We start from the raw sequence: 21,569 nt of genomic DNA on the forward strand, positions 1-21,569 counted from the left end.
GTATATGTTTGTAACCAGAGCTACATGAGTGACTATCGAGATCCCCGCAAGAACGCACCTTTTTGAGCCATGGGCACATCCTTGAAACCTGCGCACATCGATCTGCCTGCCACGCCGATGCCGGATCGCGACCACGCGGACTGCCGTGGCGTCGCCTCCATCCTCGCGCGGGTCGGCGACAAATGGAGCGTGTTCGTCATCATGATGCTGAGTGACGGGCCCAAGCGCTTCAACGAGCTCAAGCGCATGATCAACGGCATCTCGCAGCGAATGCTGACCCTGACATTGCGCGGGCTCGAACGTGACGGCCTGGTCACACGCACGATCTTCCCGACCATTCCGCCGCGCGTGGACTACGAGCTGACCGATCTCGGCCGCGGACTGCAACAGCCGGTGAAGGCGCTCGGCGAATGGGCGATCACCCATCAGCAGCAGATCGCCTCGGCGCGTACGCGCTTCGACGAGCGGAACACTCCTTAAAGCAACGACACCAATCCGCCGCCGTGGCGTTCGAGCCTGCCGGCGAGCTCGAGCTCCAGGAGCACGGTGCGCACGATGGCCGGCGAGGCGCCGGACATCCGCACGAGATCGTCGATCGTGACAGGGGCGGGGCCGAGCAGGCCGGTGATCTGGTCGCGGTCGTGTCCTTGCGGGTCGCTTTCGAACGGCTCGCTGTCGGGCTCGTTCGCGGTGCGCATCAGCGGCCGCTCCATGATCGGTGCGACCGCGTTGACGACGTCGGCGGCTTCGGTGACGAGCGTCGCGCCCTGCTTGATCAGATCATTGGTGCCGGCGGCGCGCGGATCGAGCGGCGAGCCCGGCACTGCGAACACTTCGCGGCCCTGTTCGGCGGCCATGCGCGCGGTGATCAGCGAGCCCGAACGGTGCGCCGCCTCCACCACGACCACGCCGAGCGCGGCGCCCGAGATCAGCCGGTTGCGGCGAGGGAAGTCGCGGGCGCGCGGCTCGTGGCCGAGCGGCATCTCGGAGATCGCGGCACCCTTGCGGTCGAGGATCGAGGCCAGCAGATCGCCGTGCTCCGGCGGATAGATGCAGTCATGACCGCCGGCGAGCACGGCGATGGTGCCGCTCTCCACGCTGGCGCGGTGCGCGGCCTGGTCGACGCCGCGGGCAAGGCCGGAGATGACGACAAAGCCGGCCTCGCCGAGCTCGCGGGCGAGCTGACCGGCGAATTTCAAGCCCGCACCGGAGGCGTTGCGCGAGCCGACGATCGCGATCATCGGCCGCATCAGCGTCGCATGGTCGCCGCGCACGGCGAGCAGCGGCGGCGCATCGTCGAGCGTTGCCAGCCGCACCGGATAGCCGTCCTCGCCGGGCGCGAGCCAGGCAATTCCGAACTTGCGGCTCACGGCAAGCTCGGCCTTCGCCTCGTCGGCGCTACAGATGCGCGCCGATCGCTGCGCACCGCCGCGACGTGCGAGATCCGGCAGGCGCTCCAGCGCCGCGCGCGCCGTGCCGAAATGATCGACCAGCGACCGGAACGCGCGCGGCCCGACATTGTCGGACCGGATCAGCCGCAGGCGGTCGGTCCTGTCGGCCTCGGTCAGCTCTACGCTCGGATTGATGGCGTCCACGGCGGCTCCTTGCAGGCGCAGCATGGAACAACCTGAGCGCGTGGGCAACAAGGACGTGCGCTTGCGCGGCGTCGGCCCGATGCTAAAAGCGATACCAATAAGAAGGGTTTTGCCATGATCTCACTCGCCGACCTCCAGCGCCGCATCGAAGCGGGCGAGCTTTCGCCTGAGGCCGCCATCGCGCAATCGCACGCGGCGATCGAGGCCAGGGAGAAGGAGGTCCACGCCTTCGTCCGTCACGACAGCTCCGCGAAGGCGCAAGGCGCCGGGCCGCTGCGCGGCATCGCGGTTGGGATCAAGGACATCATCGACACCGCCAATATGCCGACCGAGATGGGATCATCGATCTATCGCGGGTGGCAGCCGCGCGCGGACGCGCCTGTGGTGATGATGCTGAAGCGGGCGGGCGCCACCATCATCGGCAAGACCACGACCACGGCGTTCGCCTCACGCGATCCGACCCCGACGCTCAATCCGCACAATCTCGGGCATACGCCGGGCGGCTCGTCCTCGGGTTCGGCTGCGGCCGTCGGTGCCGGCATGATCCCGCTGGCGCTGGGCACCCAGACCGGCGGCTCGGTGATCCGGCCCGCGGCCTATTGCGGCACCGCCGCGATCAAGCCGTCGTTCCGGATGCTGCCGACGGTCGGCGTCAAATGCTATTCATGGGCGCTCGACACGGTCGGCCTGTTCGGCGCGCGCGCGGAAGATCTCGCGCGCGGACTGCTCGCGATGACCGGCCGCAGCGAATTCGCCGGCATCGTGCCGGCGAAGGCGCCGCGCATCGGCGTGGTCAGGCAGGAGTTTGCCGGTGCCGTGGAGCCGGCCGCCGAAGAGGGGCTGCAAGCCGCGATCAAGGCCGCCGAGAAGGCTGGTGCTAGCGTGAAGACTATCGATCTGCCGCAGGCGGTGCAGGAGGCCTGGCGTATCCACCCGATCATTCAGGACTTCGAGGCGCATCGCGCGCTCGCCTGGGAATTTTCCGAACGCCACGACGAGATCGCGCCGATGCTGCGCGCCAGTCTTGATGCGACGGTCGGTCTCACACCCAAGGACTATGACGACGCGCGCCGGATCAGCCGCCGCGGGCGCCGCGAGCTTGGCGAATTGTTCGAGGGGTTCGACGTGCTGCTGACCTATTCGGCGCCGGGCACGCCGCCGGCCAAGGAGCTCGCGAGCACCGGCGACCCCCGCTACAACAGGCTCTGGACCCTGATGGGCAACCCTTGCGTCAACGTGCCCGTGCTGAAAGCCAATGGCCTGCCGATCGGCGTGCAGGTGATCGCGCGCTTCGGCAACGACGCGCATGCGCTGGCGACGGCGTGGTTCCTGGAGCAGGCGCTGGCGAAATCAGGCTAGCGCAGGTTCGAGGGCAACGATGCGCTGGCCGGATGCGGCCGGCGCTGCGCTGTGGTCGGTAACTTGCTTGAGCCAGCGCCCGGCAGCCTCGCGGCCGCTGCGGTGAAGCGCGCGAATGAAGCCGCGGCCGAGATCGGTCGATGAGCGCTGCGCCAGGCCGTCGACGAAATCTTCCGCGGCGATCCTGGAGAGCCGCAACGACGATGCGGCCTGCGATTGCGCCCATTCCACTGCCGCGATCTCGGCATTGAGGGCGGCGTTGGCCGCGATCTGGTCCAGCCTGCGGTCGATCGCGGCGAGCGTGATCGGCACGTAGCTGTCGCGCGCCGGCGTGACCTGGACCAGCAGGATGTCGGTGCTCGTCGTGTCCTGCACGAGCCGCAGCAGGGGCGGATTGCCGCCGAGGCCGCCGTCCCAATAAGCCTCGCCGTCGATCTCCACCGCGCAATGAACCAGCGGCGGGCAGGTCGAGGCCAGCGCGACGTCGGCGGTGATCACGTCGTTGCGGAAGATCTGCTGCTGCCCGTCGCGGATCCGGGTCGCCGCGATCAGAAGCTTCGGGCAGCGCGGGTCGCGCAAGGCGGAAAAGTTGATGTCGCGCGACAGCGCCTGCCGCAGCGGATCGAGATCGAATGGATCGAACTGGCCGGAGCGCAGCGTCGGACCGAACGCGACCGAGCTTCCCGCCGGCGAGAAGCCGCCGATCAGCATCAGCGATCGGAACGAGGCCTCGTGCATCAGCCGGATCCAGAACCGGTTCAGCCGCGCGCGCGCACCTTCACGGCCGCCCTCGGCGAAACCGGAGGCGAGCAGCAGTGCGTTGATGGCGCCGGCACTGGCGCCGCTGATGGTGTCGATCGCAATGGATGGCTCTTCCAGCAGCCGCTCCAGCACGCCCCAGGTGAAAGCAGCGAAGGTGCCGCCGCCCTGAAGCGCCAGCGACAGTTTTTGCGGCGGCCATGGGTTAGCGCTGGGCCGCGCGGGTGCAATTGGAGCCGCAGCGATCACGGCCTCAACTGTCAGAGGAGCTTCGGCGATGCGAGCAGGGTCCGGCGCTGGTGGCGAAACGGGCACAGGCTTGGGAGCAGGAACCGGCGAGGGCGCACCGGACCAGATGTCCGTGGTCGAGAGCATCCGGCTTGCCGCAGTGCCCTGCAAGCCACCTTCAACATGCGCGCTGACAATCTTCTCGCTCATTCTGAGCAACCGCGTAGAGCCATGCCCATGATCAGGGCCAAGGCTTGGAACCCGTTCGTCCATACAGCCGTGATTCGGCTGCAAGTTGCGAACACCATTTGGGATATAATGCAGAAGGGGTGCCGCGGTATCCGTGGATTCCCGGCTTATGCCTTCTCGCCGATCCGGCTTTCCTTGCCCGATTGCAGTCGCTTGATGTTCTCGCGATGAGCATAGAACAGCAGCAGCGTCAGCACCGCCGCCAGCGCTGCGAGTGCGGGCTGGCCGAACCACAGCAGGAACAGCGGGGTGATGAACGAGGCCACCAGGGCGGAGAGCGAGGAATAGCGGGCGGTGAAGGCGGTCGCCAACCAGAGCAGGCAGAACACCACCGCGGCCGGCCAGAACAGCCCGAGCATGATGCCGATATAGACGGCGACACCCTTGCCGCCTTTGAATTTGAGCCAGACCGGAAAGAGATGGCCGAGGAAGGCGCCAAGCCCAGCCAGCATCGCGGCATTGGGACCGGCGATGTAGCCCGCGATCACCACCGCCACGGTGCCTTTGAGCGCGTCGAACAGCAGGGTTGCGGCGGCAAGGCCCTTGCGCCCCGTGCGCAGCACGTTGGTGGCGCCGATGCTGCCGGAGCCGATCGAGCGGATGTCCTGCGTGCCGCCGAGTTTCGTCAGGATCAGTCCGAACGGAATCGAGCCGAGCAGGTGGCCGATGACGAAAGCCACCGGCAGGAACAATTCAAGCGCCATGTCTGCAAATTCCATGTCTGCAAAATCCCTGGCTGCAGCTCCGCACGTCAGACATGCTCGTACACCGTCCGTCCGCCGACAATGGTGCGCACCACGCGGCCTGTAAAGCGGGCCTCGTCAAACGGCGTGTTCTTGCAGGGCGATTTGAGGTCGGCGGGATCGACCACCCAGGGCACATCTGGGTCGATCACGATGACGTCGGCCGGGGCACCTGTGCGCAGGGTTCCGCCAGGCAACCCCAAAATCTCGGCCGGCCGGGTCGACATCGCCCGGATCAGCGTCTTGAGGTCCAGCTCCTCATTGTGCACGAGGCGAAGGCCCGCCGGGAGCATGGTCTCGAGCCCGATGGCGCCGGGAGCTGCTTCCGCGAAAGGCAGGCGCTTGACCTCGACGTCCTGCGGGTTGTGGTCGGACATGATGACGTCGACAAGGCCGGAGGCGACGGCGGCGACCAGCGCGCGGCGGTCGTCCTCGGTGCGCAGCGGCGGCGACAACTTCAGGAACGAACGGTAAGGGCCGATGTCGTTCTCGTTCAGCGCAAGGTGGTTGATCGAGGCCGAGGCGGTCACGGCGAGGCCGGCGTCGCGGGCGCGCCGGAGGATTTCGAGCGACTCGATGCAGGTCAGCGACGCCGCGTGATAGCGGCCGCCGGTGAGCGCGACCAGGCGCATGTCGCGCTCCAGCATCACGGCCTCCGCCGCGTTCGGGATACCCATCAGTCCGAGCCGCGAGGCGAACTCGCCCTCGTTCATCACGCCTTCGCCGACGAGATCGCGATCCTCGGTATAGTGCACGATCAGCGCGTCGAAATCGCGCGCATAGGTCAAGGCGCGGCGCATCACCTGCGCATTGATCACGCTTTTGTCGCAGTCGCTGAAGGCGATCGCGCCGGCCGCCTTGAGCAGACCGAACTCGGTCATCTCCTCGCCGTGCATGCCTTTGGTGAGCGCCGCCATCGGCTGGATGTTGACGATCGCGGTGTCACGGGCGCGACGCATCACGAAGTCGACGGTCGCCGAGTTGTCGATCACCGGCAAGGTATCAGGCTGGCAGATGATGGTGGTGATGCCGCCGGTCGCAGCCGCCTGGCTCGCGGAGGCAAAGGTCTCGCGATGGCTGAAGCCGGGCTCGCCGACGAAGGCGCGCATGTCGATCAGGCCGGGTGCGACGATCTTGCCGGCGCAGTTGACGACGTCGGTGCCTTCGGGGACGCCGGCAGCGCCAATGCCGCGGCGGGTCTCCCGGATGACGCCGTCGGCAATCAGGACATCGCCGGGTCCATCGAAATCCCGGGAGGGGTCGACGACGCGGGCGTTGGCAAGCAGGATGGGTCGGCGATCGGTCAACATGAGCATCACGCGTTCGGCAGGTTGCGGGCGAGCGCTTCCAGCACCGCCATGCGCACGGCCACGCCCATTTCCACCTGTTCGCGGATCAGGGACTGCGCGCCGTCAGCGACCGCAGTGTCGATCTCGACGCCGCGGTTCATCGGGCCGGGATGCATGACGAGGGCGTCGGGCTTGGCGTAGGCGAGCTTCTTCTGGTCCAGCCCGAAATAATGGAAGTACTCGGAGGTCGACGGCACGAAGGAGCCGTTCATGCGCTCGCGCTGGAGCCGCAACATCATGACGATGTCGGCGCCGTTGAGCCCCTCGCGCATGTCGCGCGCGACCTCGACGCCCATCCGCTCGATCCCGGGCGGCAGCAGCGTGGAGGGGCCGACGACGCGGACGCGGGCGCCCATCGCGTTGAGCAGGATGATGTTGGAGCGGGCGACGCGCGAATGCAGCACGTCACCGCAGATCGCGACCACGAGGCCCTCGAGCCGACCCTTGTTGCGGCGGATGGTCAGCGCATCGAGCAGGGCTTGTGTCGGATGCTCATGCGCGCCGTCGCCGGCATTGATCACGGAACCGTCGACCTTGCGGGCCAGCAGTTCCACCGCGCCGGAGGCGTGATGGCGCACCACCAGGATATCCGGGTGCATGGCGTTGAGCGTCATTGCGGTGTCGACCAGCGTCTCGCCCTTTTTGATGGACGAGGAGGACACCGACATGTTCATGACGTCGGCGCCCAGCCGTTTGCCGGCGAGCTCGAACGAGGATTGGGTCCGGGTGGAAGCCTCGAAGAAGAGGTTCACCTGCGTCCGTCCACGCAGGACGGTGCGCTTCTTGTCAACTTGGCGGTTGAGCTCGACATATTCTTCGGACAGGTCGAGGAGGCCGGTGATGTCGGCCGCGGAAAGGCCCTCGATGCCCAGCAAATGCCGGTGGCCGAGGACGAAGGTCGATTTCGATGTCATTAAAGCGAGAGCTATAGGCGGGGATGGCCGGGGGGGCAAGGGCCAAAGCCCGGGCGGGGAGTTATCCCCCGGTAGTGCTCCTTCCTCCGTCATGCCCGGGCTTGTCCCGGGCATCCACGAACTTGCACGCTCGGCGCAAAAAGGGCGTGGATGGCCGGGACAAGCCCGGCCATGACGATGCGGAGGGATATTGTGAGATCACTTCTAATTGCGGCCATAGCGATAACCATAGTGTCGTCAGCCCACGCCCAATCGCTTCCCGGCGGTTTCGTCTATTTGCACGACATCGACCCCAGCATCATCCAGGACATCCGCTACGCCACCTCGAACAATTTCGTCGGCCGTCCGCTCGCCGGCTACGGCGCCGGCGAATGCGTGGTGAAGCGGGAGGTTGGGCTGCGGCTGAAGGCGGTGCAGCAGGAACTGGCGGCGCAAAATCTCTCGTTGAAGATGTTCGACTGCTACCGGCCGGCGCGGGCCTCGCTCGACATGGTCAAGTGGTCGCAGAACGGCCACGAGACCGCCGCCGAGCGGCGCTACAATCCGAAAATTCCCAAGACCGAGCTGTTCCGCCTCGGCTACATCGCAAGTCGCTCGCAGCATTCGACGGGCGCCGCGCTCGATCTCACGCTGGTCGATCTCACGGCCGACAATTCAGGCAAATACGACCCGTCAAAGGCCTACGCCGACTGTACCGCGCCTGTCGAGTCGCGCCCGCCCGAGGGCAGCGTCGACATGGGCACCGGTTACGACTGCACCGACGCGAAAGGGCACACCGCCGCACCGTCGATCAGTCCGGACCAGCGCGCCTGGCGCAAGCGGCTCGTGGCTGGGATGGCGAGGCAAGGCTTTGTGAACTATGCGAAGGAGTGGTGGCATTTTTCCCTGCCGGGGGCGGGCGGGGCGGCCTATGATTTCCCGATTCCGCCGCGGACGAAGTAGATCGCTACCGACCCGCCCGGAATGCTCCCCAATGAAAGCGCCTTGATGGACTCGCTCAATCCCGATCATCCGCCGCTGACCGTGACGCCAGCGCACGAGGCGCCGCGCGTCTGGAAATTCTGGGGCACGGCGATATGGGGCGTCGTCATTTTCGCTGCAATGTTCGTCGGGCAGATCGGCGCCATCCTTCTGCTGGCGGTGCAGCGTGGCCTGCCGATGGACCTCGCCTCGCTTCAGCTCGTCGGCGGTGAGCCGCAGACGCTCGCGTTGTCGGTGATCATGGGCCTGCCGGCGACGCTGGCCGCGGTGTGGCTTGCCGTCCGCATCAAGAAGGCCTCCTTCGTCGACTATCTTGCGCTGCGCTGGCCGTCCTGGAAGCAACTCCTGTTCGGCGCCGTCGGGCTTGTCCTGATCGTCGTGGCCTGGGAGACGATGTCGCGGAGCCTCGGCCGCGAGGCCACGCCGGGCTTCATGTCCGATCTGTTGAAATCTGGTCGCGACAAGGGTGCAGCCTTCTTCCTGCTGTTCGCCTTCAGCGTGGCAGCGCCGATGTCGGAAGAGGTTTTGGCGCGCGGCTTCCTCTATCGCGGCTGGTCGGCGAGCTTCCTGCGCGTGCCCGGCGCCATCATCCTGTCGTCGCTGCTGTGGACGGTCGTGCACCTGCAATACGACCTGTACTTCCTCGCCGAGGTCTTCTCCATCGGCCTGTGGTTCGGGTATATGCGTTATCGCAGCAGCTCGCTCTGGCTCACGATCGTGCTGCACGCGCTGAACAATCTGACGGCGGTGGTGCTGACGATGTGGCTGGGGAGCTGAGGTTTCATACTCCGTCATTGCGAGCGCAGCGAAGCAATCCAGACTTCTTCCGCTGAGACAGTCTGATTGTTCGTCGCAAGAGCTCCTCGCAATGACGAGGTCTAGGCCACCAGCGCGATCGCGATCGGCATCGTGATCGCCGCCAAAATCGTCTGCAGTGTGATGATCTGCGCCAGCAGCGGGGCATCGCCGCCCATCTGGCGGGCCAGCACATAGGCGCTGGTCGAGGTCGGCACCGCCGCGCAGATCGCGACGATCGCGAGGCTGTCGCCGGACAGTCCGAACCCGACGGCGAGCACCAGCGCAACCATCGGCATCAGCACCAGCTTGAACACCACGCCGATAGCGGCGGCCGCGCTGGGGCGGAGCAGGCCTTCGAGATGCAGGCCGGCACCGGTGACGAGCAGGCCGATTGCGAGGGAGGAGCGGCCGAGTGCGTCTGCCACCTCATGCCAGATCCTGGGCAGCGGCAGGTGGATGACGTTGATGACGAGGCCGATCACGCAGGCCCAGATCAGGGGATTGCGGACAACCGTCATGACGATCGCCCGCGCGGATTGCTTCTCCGGAGCGGCGTAGTGCGCGAGCACCGCCACGCTCAGGACGTTGACCAGCGGAATGATCGCCACCATCGCGACGGAGGCGAGCGCCAGCCCGACCTCGCCGAACATGTTGGCGGAGACGGACAGCGCCACATAGGTCTGCCAGCGGATCGCGCCTTGGAAGATCGAGGTGAAGGCGGGGCCGTCGATATCGAGCCGCGCGAGAACCGGGCGGAGCGCGAGGCAGAGCAGCGACATTGCGAGCGCCGACAGCAGCAGCGCGCCGCCGACGCCTGCGACCGGGACCTTGGACAGGTCAGCCTTCACCAGCGTCTGGATCAGCAGCATCGGAAACAGCACGAAATAAGTCAGCCGCTCCAGCCCGTTCCATTGCGTCTCGAGCCGCATCAGGCTGCGCTTCAGCACCACGCCGAGCACGATCAGGATGAAGACAGGGAGGAGCGCCGCGATCACGACGGCCATGGATCAGTCAGGCCCCGGGGCTGCGCGCAGATTGGCGAGGCGGTCGAGCGCGCCTTGCAGGATGAAGATCGCCGCGTGCTCGTCGATCACTTCGGCGCGTTTGGCGCGGCTGACGTCCATGCCGATCAGCTCGCGCTCGACCGCGGCGGTCGACAGACGCTCGTCCCAGAGGCCGATGGGAAGCACGGTCAGGCCGGCGAGGTTGCGGGCAAACGCCCGGGTCGATTGCGCGCGCGGGCCTTCGCTGCCGTCCATGTTGATGGGCAGGCCGAGCACGAAGCCGACGGCCTTGCGTTCACTGGCGATCGCGAGCAGCCGGGCGGCATCCTGCTTGAACGCCTTGCGCTGGATGGTCTCGACGCCGGTCGCTAACCGGCGGTCCGGATTGGACACGGCAACGCCGATGGTCTTGGTACCGAGATCGAGTCCGACCAACCCGCCGCGTTCGGGCCAGTGGGTTGCAGCATCGACGAGAGGCAGGATAAGAGCCGGCATGGTGTTAGCGCATATCACGCGTCGCGCTGCGGAGTGAACCCGGAACATGGATGCGCTGACATTATTCGGCTTGGTCGCCGTGACGGCGATGCTGGTCACTTACGCCCTGGAAGATCGCAGCCGCTGGTTCGTGCTGCTGTTCGCAATGTCCTGCGTGCTCGGTTCGGCTTACGGATTCCTGCAAGGCGCCTGGCCGTTCGGCGTGGTCGAGGCGATCTGGGCTTTGGTTGCCTTGCGGCGCTGGCATCTCAAGTCGGAGAGATAGGCCGGGCGAGGGCGTCTGCGGACGCAGGGTCCTCGCCCGGTATCGGATCAGCGGATCGCGATCGGGTTGATCATCGCCTGCACGCCGCCGGTCCAGCGCGGCTGGCCGAGCACAAACAGGAATTCATAGCCCTTGTCCCGGGCGAGCGCGGCCGTATCCATGTTCTCGAGGATGTAGGTCCCGTTCATCGCGAGCAGGATCTGGTGCACCTCGAATACGTTCTTGGACTCGAACGGCAGCACCTCGAGCGCCCAGGTGTCGGCACCGATGGCGACGACGCCCTTGCTGGTCAGGTATTTTGCGCCTTCGACGCCGAGACCGGGCTCGCCGGCCGAATAGCGCTTGTCGTCCTTGCCGATCAGGCTGAGCCAGCCGGTGTGGAAGATGACGACGTCACCCTGTCGAATCTCGACGCCCTGCTTCTTGGCGACCTCGTCGATCTCCTTGACGTTGAAGGCGGTGCCTTCCTTCACGATATCGGTGTTGTAATAGGCCGCCATGTCGAGGAGCACGCCGCGGGTCACGATCGGCGGGACCTTCTCGACCCCGAGCTTCTTCAACCCGTTCGGGTCGGCGAAGTCGGCTAGCTTGTTGCCGTTGTAATAGACGTGCTCGACGCCGAGATGGCCAAGGCCGTCGATCTGGCTGCCGATGCCGACCCAGGTGTCGAGGATGTCGTCATTGTAGGTGGCCTTGTTCGGGCCCAAACCCGGGATGCCCGCCTGTCCGGGTTGCACGATGGTGAGCTTGAATGCGCGCGGCGGATAGGCGGGCGTTTGTGGTGTAACGGGAATGCCGAGTGCGTAGGTCTTTCCGGTCTTCACCAGAGATGCAGCCTTCAGCACGAGTTCGGGCGTCATGTAGTTGGCCGCACCAATCTCGTCGTTCGGTCCCCATTTCGATTTGGTCCAGTCTTGAGCGCTTGCTGTTTCGATCGTCGCAGACAACGCGGCGACACAGCACAACACGAGCGTATTGCGCATCGATAGTCCTCCCGATGTTTTTGCCGATGTTTGGCTTCGTTATGATTTCGCGCTGGCCAGTCGCTCATCCTAACGTAGAAAAGCCGCGGGCTTCAAAACTTTTCGCGGTGCCATGCTGCGGCGGCTGAATGCAGCACTCGCCGCGCGCAGCGTCGATTAAATCAAGTACGACAGATTTGTGACAATGAATTTCGCGCGGTGGAACGCGCTGGCATCTCAGGCCGCGATGACATCGTCGTCTTGCTTCAGGCAGGCGGCAAACCCACTCAGCGCGCTGGTTTGATGTCCGGCACGACGCTGGATGAAGAGCGTCTCGACCTGCGCGTGCGAATGGCTCAGCGCGTGCATCGACACGCTGCCGTTGATCGCACTGCGTTCGACCACGGCGCGCGGCAGCAGTGTCACGCCCATGTCGGCGGCGACACAGCCGATCATGCCGTCGAGCGTGCCGAGCTCGAAGCGTGCGGCTGACGGCCAGCCGAACTCGACAAAGATCTGTTCCAGCCGCTGCCGGTAGGTGCAGCCGGTGCGGAACGCCAGCGCGGTCGGGCCGGATTCCGGCGTGCCGGCGCGCAGCTCGGCGAGTGTGGCCCAGCGCCGCGCGCTGACCAGCACCAGCTCTTCGCGGAACGCGCTTGTCGCGATGAGATCGGCATGCGCGATCGGACCTGCGACGAAGGCGCCGTCGAGCGTGCCTTCGAGCACGCAAGCGACGAGGTCGGCGGTGGGCGCGGTGCGCAGGCTCAGCCGGACGGCGGGAAAGCGGTGATGAAAGTCCGCGAGCAATGGCGGTAGCCGCACCGCCGCGGTCGTTTCCATCGAGCCAATCGCGAGCGGTCCCTTGGGCTCGCCGTCGTCGCAAGCCGCGAGCACGGCCTCGCGCGCCAGTGCGGACATCCGTTGCGCGTAGGGCAAAAGGCGCTTGCCCGCGCCGGTCAGGGTCATGCCGCGGCTATGGCGTTCGAACAGCGGCGTGCCAATCTCCGCCTCCAGCGCCTTCACGCGCTGGGTGACGTTCGACTGCACCGTGTTGAGCTCTTCGGCCGCGCGGGTGATGCCCCCGGTACGGGCGACTGCGGCGAAGGTCTGGATGTCGCTGAGTTCCATGGCATCGTTTCTCTTTTGAGATGGCAGCGTTCGCTAGAATTCAATTTTAGAGAATGGTATTCGCGCCTAGTCTCGCTGTCCAGACCAGGGAGGAGCCATGCCGATCGCGACGTCGCTGACCACGCTATTGGAGATTGAGCATCCGATCCTGCTGGCGCCGATGGACGTGGTAGCAGGCAGCCGCCTCGTGGCGGCGGTGAGCCGCGCCGGGGGCTTCGGCATCCTGGGCGGCGGCTACGGCGAGAGGATTTGGCTGGAGCAGGAGATTGCCAAGCTCGCCGGCATGAAAGCGCCGTTCGGGATCGGCTTTATAACTTGGAGCCTCGCCAAGCGGCCCGAACTTCTCGACATCGCACTCGCCGCAAACCCATCCGCGATCATGTTGTCGTTCGGCGATCCCGCACCCTTCGCAGCCAGCATCAAATGCGCCGGGGCCCGCCTGATCTGCCAGGTGCAGGACGAGACGATGGCGCGGCAAGCGCTCGATACGGGCGCCGATGTCCTGATCGCGCAGGGGACAGAGGCCGGCGGTCACGGCGCCTCGCGCACCACGATCGATCTCGTGCCGGCAATCGTCGATCTTGCCGCGGGTCGTGTGCCGGTGGTGGCGGCCGGCGGTATTGCCGATGGGCGGGGACTTGCGGCCATGATGATGCTCGGTGCGGGCGGCGTGCTGCTCGGCACGCGCTTCTACGCGAGCCAGGAGGCCGATGGTGCTGAAGAGGCCAAGCGGCGTATCTGCGCGGCAGATAGTGGCGCAACGGTGCGCGGCATCATTTTCGATCTCTCCCGCAACAATGTCTGGCCCGCGCCGTTTACCGGCCGGTGCCTAGTCAACGATCACGCCAGACGCTGGATCGGCCGCGAGGTCGAACTGATGCAGAATGTCGCCGCAGTCGGGGCCGACTATGCGGCTGCGAAGGCAGCCGGGAATTTCGACATCGCTGCGGTGATCGCGGGCGAGGCTGTCGGCCTGATCCATGATATTCCGTCCGCCACCGAAATCGTCGAACGTATTGCGACCGAGGCCGAGCAACTGCTAGCCGGCCTGCGCAATTCCAATATTTCTTTTCCTTCTCCCCTTGTGGGAGAAGGTGGCGCGGATGCAATCCGCGCCGGATGAGGGGTCTGTCTCCGCGGATACAAACCCCTCACCCGTCTCGCCGCTGCGCGGCGATCCACCCTCTCCCACAAGGGGAGAGGGGAAGAGCGAACACGAGAGAACAACCATGTGGCCGAACCGTCGACTGATCGATCTCTTCAAGACCGAATTCCCGATCGTGCTGGCGCCGATGGCTGGCGTGATGGACGCGGAGCTGGTGATCGCCGTTGCGCAAGGCGGCGGGCTCGGCTCGCTGCCGAGCGCGATGCTGTCGCCGGACAAGGCGCGCGAGCAGGTCAACATCATCCGGCAGCGCGTCTCCGCGCCGGTGAACATGAATTTCTTCTGCCACACACCGGTCGAGCTCACGGCCGAGGCGGAGGCGCGCTGGAAGCAACGCCTCGCGGGCTACTACAATGAGCATGGCGTCGATCCCGCCGCACCCATCAATGCCGCAAACCGCGCGCCGTTCGACGCCGGCTTCTGCGCGGTCGTGGAGGAGCTGAAGCCGGAGATCGTCAGCTTCCATTTCGGCCTGCCGGAGGCCGCGCTGCTCAAGCGGGTCAAGGCCGCAGGATGTCTCGTCATCTCCTCGGCGACCACGGTGAAGGAAGCGGTCTGGCTCGAGCAGCACGGCGCTGATGCGGTGATCGCACAAGGCGCGGAGGCCGGTGGCCATCGCGGCATGTTCCTGACCGACAAGATCTCGGAACAGCCCGGCACCTTTGCGCTGGTGCCGCAGGTGGTCGACGCCGTGAAGGTCCCGGTGATTGCGGCCGGCGGTGTTGCGGATGGCCGCGGTATCGCAGCCGCCTTCGCGCTCGGCGCGGCCGGCGTGCAGATCGGGACTGCTTATCTGCGCTGTCCGGAATCCAAGGTCAGTGCGGCGGCACGCGCGGCGCTCGCCGAGGGGCGGGATGATTCCACCGTTATCACCAATGTCATGACGGGGCGGCCGGCGCGCGGCGTCCAGAATCGACTGATGCGCGAAGCCGGCCCGATTTCGCCGGACGCGCCGCCATTTCCCCATGCCGCAACGGCGCTGGGACCGCTCAAGGCCGCGGCCGAAAAGCAGGGCAGGGTGGATTTCACCAATCTCTGGGCCGGGCAGGCCATCGCCCTGGGCCGCGAGGTCCCGGCAGCCGAATTGACCCGGGATCTCGCCAAATCGGCGCTTGCCCGGATGAAGGCGCTGGCCGGATAGCTCCCGGCGCCGGTTGCGGCGCAAAAGCGGCCTCTGCTATACGGCACATAGGTTTTGCCGTGAGAGGCCCTATATAATGTCCGTCGACGCCGCTACCGTCCGCCGCATCGCGCATCTGGCGCGCATTGCGGTTTCCGAGGGCGAGGTTCCGCATCTGCAGGGCGAGCTCAACGCCATGCTCGCCTTTGTCGAGCAGCTCTCGGAGGTCAATGTCGAGGGTGTGGAGCCCATGACCTCGGTCACCCCGATGCAGATGAAGAAGCGGCAGGATTTGGTCAATGACGGCGAGATCGCCGACGATATCGTTGCCAACGCGCCCGCGACCGAAGGTCACTTCTTCCTGGTGCCGAAGGTCGTCGAGTAACTCTTAGGACGCTGTCGATGTGCATGCTTTGCGACGATGAGAAGGCCTATCAGGCCTACATGAACTACCTCGACAAGATGGAGCGGCAGGGCAAGGCTGCCGACCCCAATGTCGCCGTCAATGCCGTGCTCGACGAGATCGAGGCGGCGGCGAAAGCGGCCGCCAAGAAAGACGACCCGGCCAACGACAAGTCCCTGTCTCCGTTCTTCTGCAGCCCGATCAATAAATGACCGATTTGACATCGCTGACGCTCGCTGAGGCCCGCAAGGGCCTCGCGGCCAAGACTTTCACGTCCCTCGAGTTGACCGACGCGCATCTGAACGCGATCGAAGCCGCGCGCGTGCTCAATGCTTTCGTCATGGAGACGCCGGACCAGGCGCGAACCATGGCGCGCGAAGCGGACGCCAGGATCGGGAAGGGCGATGCGGGGCCGCTCGCCGGCATTCCGCTCGGCATCAAGGACCTGTTCGCGACCAAGGGCGTGCGCACCACGGCGTGCTCGAAAATCCTCGGCAATTTCGTGCCGACTTACGAGTCCACCATCACCTCACAGCTGTGGCGCGACGGCGCGGTGATGCTGGGCAAGCTCAACAATGACGAGTTCGCGATGGGCTCGTCGAACGAGACCTCGTGCTTCGGCCCGGTCGGCAATCCCTGGCGGCGTGATGGCTCCAACACGACGCTGGTGCCGGGCGGCTCGTCCGGCGGCTCGGCCTCCGCCGTGGCGGCGCTGCTTTGCATGGGCGCGACCGCGACCGACACCGGCGGCTCGATCCGTCAGCCGGCGGCGTTCACCGCGACCGTCGGCATCAAGCCGACCTATGGCCGCTGCTCGCGCTGGGGCATCGTCGCCTTTGCCTCCTCGCTCGACCAGGCCGGTCCGATCGCGCGCAGCACGCGCGACGCCGCGATGCTGCTGCGCTCGATGGCCGGCCACGATCCGAAGGACACGACCTCGGTCGACATGGCCGTGCCGGACTACGAGGCTGCGATCGGCAAGTCCGTGAAGGGCATGAAGATCGGCATTCCCAAGGAATACCGTCTCGACGGCATGCCGGCCGAGATCGAAAAGCTTTGGGAAGCGGGCGCGGCCTGGCTGAAAGCGGCCGGCGCCGAACTCGTCGAAGTGTCACTGCCGCACACCAAATACGCGCTGCCGGCCTATTACATCGTGGCGCCGGCGGAGGCGTCCTCCAACCTCGCGCGCTACGACGGCGTGCGCTACGGCCTGCGAGAGCAGGGCAGGAATATCAACGAACTCTACGAGAACACCCGCGCCGAAGGTTTTGGCGCGGAGGTGAAGCGCCGCGTCATGATCGGCACCTACGTGCTCTCGGCCGGCTATTACGACGCTTATTATTTGCGCGCCCAGAAGGTGCGCACGCTGATCAAGAAGGACTTTGAGGACTGCTTCGCCAAGGGCGTCGACGCGATCCTGACGCCGGCGACGCCGTCGGCGGCCTTCGGCATCGGCGAGAAGGGCGGCGCGGACCCGGTCGAGATGTACCTCAACGACATCTTCACGGTGACCGTGAACATGGCGGGCCTGCCGGGCATCGCCGTGCCCGCCGGCAAGGACGCGCAGGGCCTGCCGCTCGGCCTGCAGCTGATCGGCCGTCCCTTCGACGAGGAGACGCTGTTCTCGCTCGGCGAGGTGATCGAGCAGGCCGCCGGCCGCTTCACGCCGGCGAAATGGTGGTGAGCGTGGCGGCGTATATCGCCAGCCTCGACGGCGCCGCGCCAGCGCCGGATCTCAGCGCGCCGCTCGCCGCATTGTGGTGGGCCGCCAAGAGCGACTGGGACCAGGCGCACAGAATCGTCCAGGACGAGAGCAGCCGCGAGGCCGCCTGGGTGCACGCCTATCTGCACCGTGTCGAGGGCGACCTCGGCAATGCCGGCTATTGGTACCGCCGGGCTGGCCAGCCCGTGGCAACGGATTCATTACAAGCAGAGTGGGATCGGATCGCTGCCACGCTGCTCGGGAGCAAGACATGAGCACGGCCACGCACAAACTTCTCAAGGGCGCCACCGGTGACTGGGAGATGGTCATCGGCCTGGAGGTCCACGCTCAGGTGACGTCGAACGCGAAGCTGTTCTCCGGTGCCTCCACCGCGTTCGGCGGCGAGCCGAACACGCATGTGTCGCTGGTCGACGCGGCGATGCCGGGCATGCTGCCGGTCATCAACGAGGAGTGCGTCAGGCAGGCTGTCCGGACCGGACTCGGGTTGAACGCGCAGATCAATCTGCGCTCGGTGTTCGATCGCAAGAACTATTTCTATCCGGATTCCCCGCAGGGCTACCAGATCAGCCAGTACAAGTCGCCGATCGTCGGCGAAGGCGAGGTCGTGGTCGAACTGGACGGCGGCAAGACCGCCACGATCGGGATCGAGCGGCTGCATCTGGAACAGGACGCCGGCAAGTTGCTGCACGATCAGTCGCCGACCATGTCCTATGTCGACCTCAACCGCTGCGGCGTGGCGCTGATGGAGATCGTGTCGAAGCCCGATATCCGCGACGCCGAGCAGGCCAAGGCCTACGTGACAAAACTGCGCTCGATCCTGCGCTATCTCGGCACCTGCGACGGCGACATGGAGAAGGGATCCCTGCGCGCCGACGTCAACGTCTCCGTGCGCAAGCCGGGCGCGCCGCTCGGCACCCGCTGCGAGATCAAGAACATGAACTCGATCACCTTCATCGGCCAGGCGATCGAATACGAGGCCCGGCGCCAGATCGAAATCCTCGAGGACGGCGGCGCGATCGACCAGGAAACCCGGCTCTACGATCCCAACAAGGGCGAGACGCGGTCGATGCGATCCAAGGAAGAGGCGCACGACTATCGCTACTTCCCCGATCCCGACCTGCTGCCGCTGGAGTTCTCGCAAAGCTTCGTCGACGCGCTGAAGGCTGAGCTGCCCGAGTTGCCGGACCAGAAGAAGGCGCGTTTCGTCGCGGATCTTGGCCTGTCGGCCTACGACGCCAGCGTGCTGGTCGCCGAGCGCGAGAGCGCGGTGTTCTACGAGACCGTGCTGGAGAAGCTCGTCAACCGCGCGCGCGACGGCAAGGTCGCAGCGAACTGGGTCATCAACGAGCTGTTCGGCCGTCTCAACAAGGAAGGCCGGGATATTACGGACTCTCCGGTCGATGCCGCACAGCTCTCAGGCATCATCGACCTGATCGGCGAGGGTACGATCTCCGGCAAGATCGCCAAGGATCTGTTCGAGATCGTCTGGCAGGAGGGCGGCGATCCCCGCGCGCTGGTCGAAAGCCGCGGCATGAAGCAGGTCACGGATCTTTCGGCGATCGAAAAGGTTGTCGACGACATCATCGCGGCCAATCCCGACAAGGCGGCGCAGGTCAAGGACAAGCCGCAGTCGCTCGGCTGGTTCGTCGGCCAGGTGATGAAGGCATCCGGCGGCAAGGCCAACCCGCAGAGCGTCAACGAGCTGCTCAAGTCCAAGCTCGGCATCTGACCTCGCGCGTTCGAACGAGGTGACGGATAGGCGTCGTCACCTCGCTTTCGGTTCGCGATGCGACGCTCGCACGCATCCTCGGCGACGAACTTCATCCCGTTCGAACGCGATACGCCGACCGAATCGCCGTCACGCGATTCGCGCAAAACGGCGACTTGCACACGCTCCGACGAGCGCTCGCGCCGTTAATCATGAAAATATTTTCGTTGCCAAAAGTCGCGACTCAGAGTCCGCGAAGCGCCCTCACGAGGCGCTCGCGCGATCGGCAGGATGCATCATTGCAACGATCGCGCGCGATGCGCACGCGCAAAAAAATACTTTCTGCATAGTGTTTTTCTGCAATCGCATCTCTCGCAAAGGTCGATGCCGCGGGCACTCTCCGCGATCGCAAGCACAACTCATGCAGACCGCTTGCATCGTGTTCGCCAAGCGCAGGCGCGTTTCGTCGTCAACACTTCTTTAAGCGAGACGCTGTTTTTTTCGTTGTGTTGGTGTATTCGGGATGAGTGTGCACTCGATCCCCGACTGCATGCAGCGATTAAGCCATCTCACACATCGGAGGGCAACATGGCCAAGAAAGCTAAGAAGGCAAAGAAGGCGAAGAAGGCGAAGAGCGCAGTGAAGAAGACTGCGAAGAAGACCCGCAAGGTCGCCAAGAAGAAGTAACTTCGCTTTTTGAAGTTGCCGGCTCCTAGAGAGCCGGCACGTCATCAGCGCCTTCTCGAAGGTTCTGGTCGACGATAGAGGGTGTCGGCGAGACATCAGGTCAACGGTCGGATCGTTCTCTTTCGCGGGTTCGCTCGCCAAAGGCCGGTCCGGCAGAAGAAACAAGTTTTCTTCGTTCGTGCGGTTCTCCGTAAGGGGCTCCGCAATTTCACAAGTGGCCTTCGGGCCAACGTGGAAGCTGGTCCTGACGTGTTCGCCGACGCCCTCGTTCTCATGAGGCCGGGGTATTGCCGGCATTCCCAAATCCCGACATTGCTGATCTGATCGCGACGTGGCTGTGCTGCCCTTGAGCAGGCAGGGCTATCGCAAATGACGTCTCAGCGGTGCCTGAGCGAGCGCCTCGTCCTTCGAGACGACCGCTTCGCGGCCTCCGCAGGATGAGGCTCAGCTGTATCCATCTGCGTTGATGTTGCCGCATACTCGTCCCTCATCCTGAGGGCCCGCCTCAGGCGGGCGTCTCGAAGGATGGCCGCAGTCGAGCTCCCCGCCATATGTTTCTTCATAGGCGCGCCCTGCTTGAACAGGCGATCCAGTACGCCGCAGCTTCTCGTGGGACCATTGCTGTCTCTGGAATACCGGTGATGACAGCGGACGGGGACACCACAGGACGCGCCTCACCGTGCGCGATGGTTATCGTTCTCCCAAAATCCCAAGGTAAACCGAATCTGACGAATTGCGGATGTGCCTGCAAAACAAGGACTTCTTGCATTTGTGGCATGCGCCTGGTGCGGGCGCGTTTACGTCTGCTTCATCGCGATACTTAAACTGCCATTCAAATTTGCCCGCCATCATTACTTCCAACAAGCCGGCAAACGGCACGGGCAAAAAGCCTCGGGGATGAGTTGAACAGTTGATCGGACGGGAGCCGCGCTCGGGGGACGAGGCGGCATAAGAAAAAAGGGGATGCGTTATGTTTCAGGGTACTTTCGATCTGGAGACCGCGACGCCGATCGACGCAGGCGCGTTGTCGGACGTGCTGTTCGAGCGCGGCCTCTATTGGGCGAGCGGTCGCTCCGGTCTGGTCGATCTCGTCGCCGCGCACAAATGGTTCAACCTCGCCGCGCTCAAGGGCCGCAAGGACGCCGTGACGCTGCGCCAGGAAGTCGCCGGGCAGATGTCGGACGCCGATATCTCGGCCGCTCAGCGCGAGGCGAGGGCGTGGGTCTCCACTCACTAAGCGGAGATCACGTCCCGGCTTGGCAGGTGAAAACTGATTTTCGCTGAATCAGGTTCCCTCGTGGTCGCCAACCGGATTCGGAGCGGCATGAGGCCACCGTCGCGCGTCAGCGGAAGGAACGCACAGATCTCGGATTCTGCTGAGCGGTGGCGGAGAGGGAGGGATTCGAACCCTCGATACAGCTTGAGACCGTATGACGCTTTAGCAAAGCGTTGCCTTCAGCCACTCGGCCACCTCTCCGGTGCGAGCCTTATGCATCTAATTACTTGGGCTGGTCAATTTGGAAGCGTGTGTTTTTGCTCGAATATTCCCAGCGAATTCCGAAACCAAGCGGTTTGCTCCCGGGGCGAGAACATAACGCTGCGATAACGGACACTAAGCTGGAGGTTCTGGCGCCCGTATTTAGAGTGGTTCTGGCGCGGACAAAGGCTCCCTTCACCCACATAAACGATTGATTTTGCTTTCAAATTGGATCGGATGCCCGCGCTTGGGACGATTGCCTTCGTCGCCGACCGCCTCCATCAAGCGATTCATTTGCAAGTAATTGATTTGATTGTCTGTTTCAGCGATTCGCCACAAGCTATGGAGCGATGATGCCCTCAGATCGGCCGACGGGGTCCCGTGTCAGGCTGCGGGAAGGGCGCTCTCACTATTAGTCGGGATAACTCGCTCGCCGGCTGAGGAGCTACCCCGTCGC

At 64.9% G+C, this 21,569-nt stretch carries 22 protein-coding genes and 1 tRNA gene; 13 read left to right on the top strand and 10 right to left on the bottom strand.

Annotated features, from left to right (window positions below):
• Positions 1-69: 69 nt before the first annotated feature.
• The gene (locus AC0L3U_RS25655; RefSeq protein WP_473295257.1) at positions 70-480 is read left to right on the top strand and encodes a winged helix-turn-helix transcriptional regulator; all 411 of its coding nucleotides are present in this window, start codon (positions 70-72) and stop codon (positions 478-480) included.
• Here the strand turns inward: AC0L3U_RS25655 and dprA are convergent.
• On the bottom strand, positions 477-1,619 hold the full coding sequence (gene dprA, locus AC0L3U_RS25660) for a DNA-processing protein DprA (RefSeq protein ID WP_473363685.1): 1,143 nt from the start codon (positions 1,617-1,619) through the stop codon (positions 477-479). The two genes, AC0L3U_RS25655 and dprA, sit on opposite strands and share 4 nt — an antisense overlap.
• A gap of 90 nt (positions 1,620-1,709) precedes the next feature.
• On the opposite strand from dprA, the gene AC0L3U_RS25665 reads away from it, so the two are divergent.
• Entirely contained in the window at positions 1,710-2,954 is a 1,245-nt protein-coding gene (locus AC0L3U_RS25665) for an amidase (protein WP_473363686.1), read from the top strand.
• Here AC0L3U_RS25665 and AC0L3U_RS25670 read toward each other — a convergent pair.
• The 4 genes from AC0L3U_RS25670 to AC0L3U_RS25685 form a co-directional block, all read right to left on the bottom strand.
• The gene (locus AC0L3U_RS25670; protein WP_473363687.1) at positions 2,946-4,151 is read right to left on the bottom strand and encodes a patatin-like phospholipase family protein; all 1,206 of its coding nucleotides are present in this window, start codon (positions 4,149-4,151) and stop codon (positions 2,946-2,948) included. The genes AC0L3U_RS25665 and AC0L3U_RS25670 overlap by 9 nt on opposite strands.
• A 146-nt stretch (positions 4,152-4,297) precedes the next feature.
• Positions 4,298-4,894, bottom strand: a complete 597-nt coding sequence (gene plsY / locus AC0L3U_RS25675; RefSeq protein WP_473363706.1) for a glycerol-3-phosphate 1-O-acyltransferase PlsY — start codon at positions 4,892-4,894, stop codon at positions 4,298-4,300.
• 47 nt (positions 4,895-4,941) lie between these two features.
• A complete protein-coding gene (locus tag AC0L3U_RS25680) occupies positions 4,942-6,243 on the bottom strand; it encodes a dihydroorotase (RefSeq protein ID WP_473363707.1) in 1,302 nt (433 codons plus the stop codon).
• 5 nt (positions 6,244-6,248) lie between these two features.
• On the bottom strand, positions 6,249-7,196 hold the full coding sequence (locus tag AC0L3U_RS25685; RefSeq protein WP_007603315.1) for an aspartate carbamoyltransferase catalytic subunit: 948 nt from the start codon (positions 7,194-7,196) through the stop codon (positions 6,249-6,251).
• Between the two features lie 177 nt (positions 7,197-7,373).
• On the opposite strand from AC0L3U_RS25685, the gene AC0L3U_RS25690 reads away from it, so the two are divergent.
• Positions 7,374-8,138, top strand: coding sequence for a M15 family metallopeptidase (locus tag AC0L3U_RS25690; protein ID WP_473363708.1), 765 nt, complete (start codon positions 7,374-7,376; stop codon positions 8,136-8,138).
• A gap of 45 nt (positions 8,139-8,183) precedes the next feature.
• Positions 8,184-8,954: a lysostaphin resistance A-like protein gene (locus AC0L3U_RS25695; protein ID WP_473363688.1), complete on the top strand. Its 771-nt coding sequence runs from the start codon at positions 8,184-8,186 to the stop codon at positions 8,952-8,954.
• 101 nt (positions 8,955-9,055) lie between these two features.
• Here the strand turns inward: AC0L3U_RS25695 and AC0L3U_RS25700 are convergent, their stop codons facing one another.
• Positions 9,056-9,979 carry an AEC family transporter gene (locus AC0L3U_RS25700; RefSeq protein ID WP_473363689.1) on the bottom strand — a complete coding sequence of 308 codons (924 nt, stop codon included), beginning with the start codon at positions 9,977-9,979 and terminating at the stop codon, positions 9,056-9,058.
• 3 nt (positions 9,980-9,982) lie between these two features.
• On the bottom strand, positions 9,983-10,474 hold the full coding sequence (ruvX, locus tag AC0L3U_RS25705) for a Holliday junction resolvase RuvX (RefSeq protein WP_473363690.1): 492 nt from the start codon (positions 10,472-10,474) through the stop codon (positions 9,983-9,985).
• Positions 10,475-10,520: 46 nt separating this feature from the next.
• On the opposite strand from ruvX, the gene AC0L3U_RS25710 reads away from it, so the two are divergent.
• A complete protein-coding gene (locus tag AC0L3U_RS25710) occupies positions 10,521-10,739 on the top strand; it encodes a hypothetical protein (RefSeq protein ID WP_473363691.1) in 219 nt (72 codons plus the stop codon).
• A gap of 47 nt (positions 10,740-10,786) precedes the next feature.
• Here the strand turns inward: AC0L3U_RS25710 and AC0L3U_RS25715 are convergent, their stop codons facing one another.
• Together AC0L3U_RS25715 and AC0L3U_RS25720 are read right to left on the bottom strand one after the other, a co-directional pair.
• Positions 10,787-11,722 (bottom strand): cyclase family protein, encoded by a 936-nt coding sequence (locus tag AC0L3U_RS25715; protein ID WP_473363692.1) that lies wholly within the window; start codon positions 11,720-11,722, stop codon positions 10,787-10,789.
• Between the two features lie 216 nt (positions 11,723-11,938).
• Positions 11,939-12,829 (bottom strand): LysR family transcriptional regulator, encoded by an 891-nt coding sequence (locus AC0L3U_RS25720; RefSeq protein WP_456769607.1) that lies wholly within the window; start codon positions 12,827-12,829, stop codon positions 11,939-11,941.
• 97 nt (positions 12,830-12,926) lie between these two features.
• Here AC0L3U_RS25720 and AC0L3U_RS25725 point away from each other — a divergent pair, with 97 nt between their 5' ends.
• The 8 genes from AC0L3U_RS25725 (at position 12,927) to AC0L3U_RS25760 (ending at position 20,872) form a co-directional block, all read left to right on the top strand.
• Positions 12,927-13,952: an NAD(P)H-dependent flavin oxidoreductase gene (locus tag AC0L3U_RS25725; RefSeq protein ID WP_473363693.1), complete on the top strand. Its 1,026-nt coding sequence runs from the start codon at positions 12,927-12,929 to the stop codon at positions 13,950-13,952.
• 106 nt (positions 13,953-14,058) lie between these two features.
• A complete protein-coding gene (locus AC0L3U_RS25730; RefSeq protein WP_473363694.1) occupies positions 14,059-15,135 on the top strand; it encodes an NAD(P)H-dependent flavin oxidoreductase in 1,077 nt (358 codons plus the stop codon).
• Positions 15,136-15,211: 76 nt separating this feature from the next.
• Entirely contained in the window at positions 15,212-15,499 is a 288-nt protein-coding gene (gatC, locus tag AC0L3U_RS25735; protein ID WP_007603335.1) for an Asp-tRNA(Asn)/Glu-tRNA(Gln) amidotransferase subunit GatC, read from the top strand.
• Positions 15,500-15,516: 17 nt separating this feature from the next.
• The gene (locus tag AC0L3U_RS25740; protein ID WP_007611210.1) at positions 15,517-15,729 is read left to right on the top strand and encodes a hypothetical protein; all 213 of its coding nucleotides are present in this window, start codon (positions 15,517-15,519) and stop codon (positions 15,727-15,729) included.
• Complete coding sequence (gatA, locus tag AC0L3U_RS25745; RefSeq protein WP_456769610.1) at positions 15,726-17,201, top strand: Asp-tRNA(Asn)/Glu-tRNA(Gln) amidotransferase subunit GatA; 1,476 nt, start codon at positions 15,726-15,728, stop codon at positions 17,199-17,201. Before AC0L3U_RS25740 ends, gatA begins: the two co-directional genes overlap by 4 nt.
• Positions 17,192-17,494, top strand: a complete 303-nt coding sequence (locus AC0L3U_RS25750; protein ID WP_473363695.1) for a hypothetical protein — start codon at positions 17,192-17,194, stop codon at positions 17,492-17,494. Before gatA ends, AC0L3U_RS25750 begins: the two co-directional genes overlap by 10 nt.
• A complete protein-coding gene (gatB, locus tag AC0L3U_RS25755) occupies positions 17,491-18,969 on the top strand; it encodes an Asp-tRNA(Asn)/Glu-tRNA(Gln) amidotransferase subunit GatB (protein WP_473363696.1) in 1,479 nt (492 codons plus the stop codon). The genes AC0L3U_RS25750 and gatB overlap by 4 nt, the downstream gene beginning before the upstream one ends.
• Positions 18,970-20,605: 1,636 nt before the next feature.
• Positions 20,606-20,872 (top strand): hypothetical protein, encoded by a 267-nt coding sequence (locus AC0L3U_RS25760; protein ID WP_473363697.1) that lies wholly within the window; start codon positions 20,606-20,608, stop codon positions 20,870-20,872.
• 147 nt (positions 20,873-21,019) lie between these two features.
• Here AC0L3U_RS25760 and AC0L3U_RS25765 read toward each other — a convergent pair.
• Positions 21,020-21,112: transfer RNA gene (locus AC0L3U_RS25765), tRNA-Ser, on the bottom strand.
• Positions 21,113-21,569 lie beyond the last annotated feature (457 nt).

Source organism: Bradyrhizobium sp. Kon69 (assembly GCF_055807515.1).

What these genes read in the sequence shown, in the direction of transcription:
- AC0L3U_RS25700 (WP_473363689.1), bottom strand. Translation starts at nt 9,979, where the DNA reads ATGGCCGTCGTGATCGCGGCGCTCCTCCCTGTCTTCATCCTGATCGTG.
- AC0L3U_RS25725 (WP_473363693.1), top strand. Translation starts at nt 12,927, where the DNA reads ATGCCGATCGCGACGTCGCTGACCACGCTATTGGAGATTGAGCATCCG.
- AC0L3U_RS25715 (WP_473363692.1), bottom strand. Translation starts at nt 11,722, where the DNA reads ATGCGCAATACGCTCGTGTTGTGCTGTGTCGCCGCGTTGTCTGCGACG.
- AC0L3U_RS25690 (WP_473363708.1), top strand. Translation starts at nt 7,374, where the DNA reads ATGCGGAGGGATATTGTGAGATCACTTCTAATTGCGGCCATAGCGATA.
- AC0L3U_RS25750 (WP_473363695.1), top strand. Translation starts at nt 17,192, where the DNA reads ATGGTGGTGAGCGTGGCGGCGTATATCGCCAGCCTCGACGGCGCCGCG.
- AC0L3U_RS25680 (WP_473363707.1), bottom strand. Translation starts at nt 6,243, where the DNA reads ATGTTGACCGATCGCCGACCCATCCTGCTTGCCAACGCCCGCGTCGTC.
- ruvX (WP_473363690.1), bottom strand. Translation starts at nt 10,474, where the DNA reads ATGCCGGCTCTTATCCTGCCTCTCGTCGATGCTGCAACCCACTGGCCC.
- AC0L3U_RS25710 (WP_473363691.1), top strand. Translation starts at nt 10,521, where the DNA reads ATGGATGCGCTGACATTATTCGGCTTGGTCGCCGTGACGGCGATGCTG.
- AC0L3U_RS25665 (WP_473363686.1), top strand. Translation starts at nt 1,710, where the DNA reads ATGATCTCACTCGCCGACCTCCAGCGCCGCATCGAAGCGGGCGAGCTT.
- dprA (WP_473363685.1), bottom strand. Translation starts at nt 1,619, where the DNA reads ATGCTGCGCCTGCAAGGAGCCGCCGTGGACGCCATCAATCCGAGCGTA.
- AC0L3U_RS25740 (WP_007611210.1), top strand. Translation starts at nt 15,517, where the DNA reads ATGTGCATGCTTTGCGACGATGAGAAGGCCTATCAGGCCTACATGAAC.
- AC0L3U_RS25655 (WP_473295257.1), top strand. Translation starts at nt 70, where the DNA reads ATGGGCACATCCTTGAAACCTGCGCACATCGATCTGCCTGCCACGCCG.
- AC0L3U_RS25695 (WP_473363688.1), top strand. Translation starts at nt 8,184, where the DNA reads ATGGACTCGCTCAATCCCGATCATCCGCCGCTGACCGTGACGCCAGCG.
- AC0L3U_RS25760 (WP_473363697.1), top strand. Translation starts at nt 20,606, where the DNA reads ATGTTTCAGGGTACTTTCGATCTGGAGACCGCGACGCCGATCGACGCA.
- gatC (WP_007603335.1), top strand. Translation starts at nt 15,212, where the DNA reads ATGTCCGTCGACGCCGCTACCGTCCGCCGCATCGCGCATCTGGCGCGC.
- AC0L3U_RS25730 (WP_473363694.1), top strand. Translation starts at nt 14,059, where the DNA reads ATGTGGCCGAACCGTCGACTGATCGATCTCTTCAAGACCGAATTCCCG.
- gatA (WP_456769610.1), top strand. Translation starts at nt 15,726, where the DNA reads ATGACCGATTTGACATCGCTGACGCTCGCTGAGGCCCGCAAGGGCCTC.
- AC0L3U_RS25720 (WP_456769607.1), bottom strand. Translation starts at nt 12,829, where the DNA reads ATGGAACTCAGCGACATCCAGACCTTCGCCGCAGTCGCCCGTACCGGG.
- AC0L3U_RS25685 (WP_007603315.1), bottom strand. Translation starts at nt 7,196, where the DNA reads ATGACATCGAAATCGACCTTCGTCCTCGGCCACCGGCATTTGCTGGGC.
- gatB (WP_473363696.1), top strand. Translation starts at nt 17,491, where the DNA reads ATGAGCACGGCCACGCACAAACTTCTCAAGGGCGCCACCGGTGACTGG.
- AC0L3U_RS25670 (WP_473363687.1), bottom strand. Translation starts at nt 4,151, where the DNA reads ATGAGCGAGAAGATTGTCAGCGCGCATGTTGAAGGTGGCTTGCAGGGC.
- plsY (WP_473363706.1), bottom strand. Translation starts at nt 4,894, where the DNA reads ATGGCGCTTGAATTGTTCCTGCCGGTGGCTTTCGTCATCGGCCACCTG.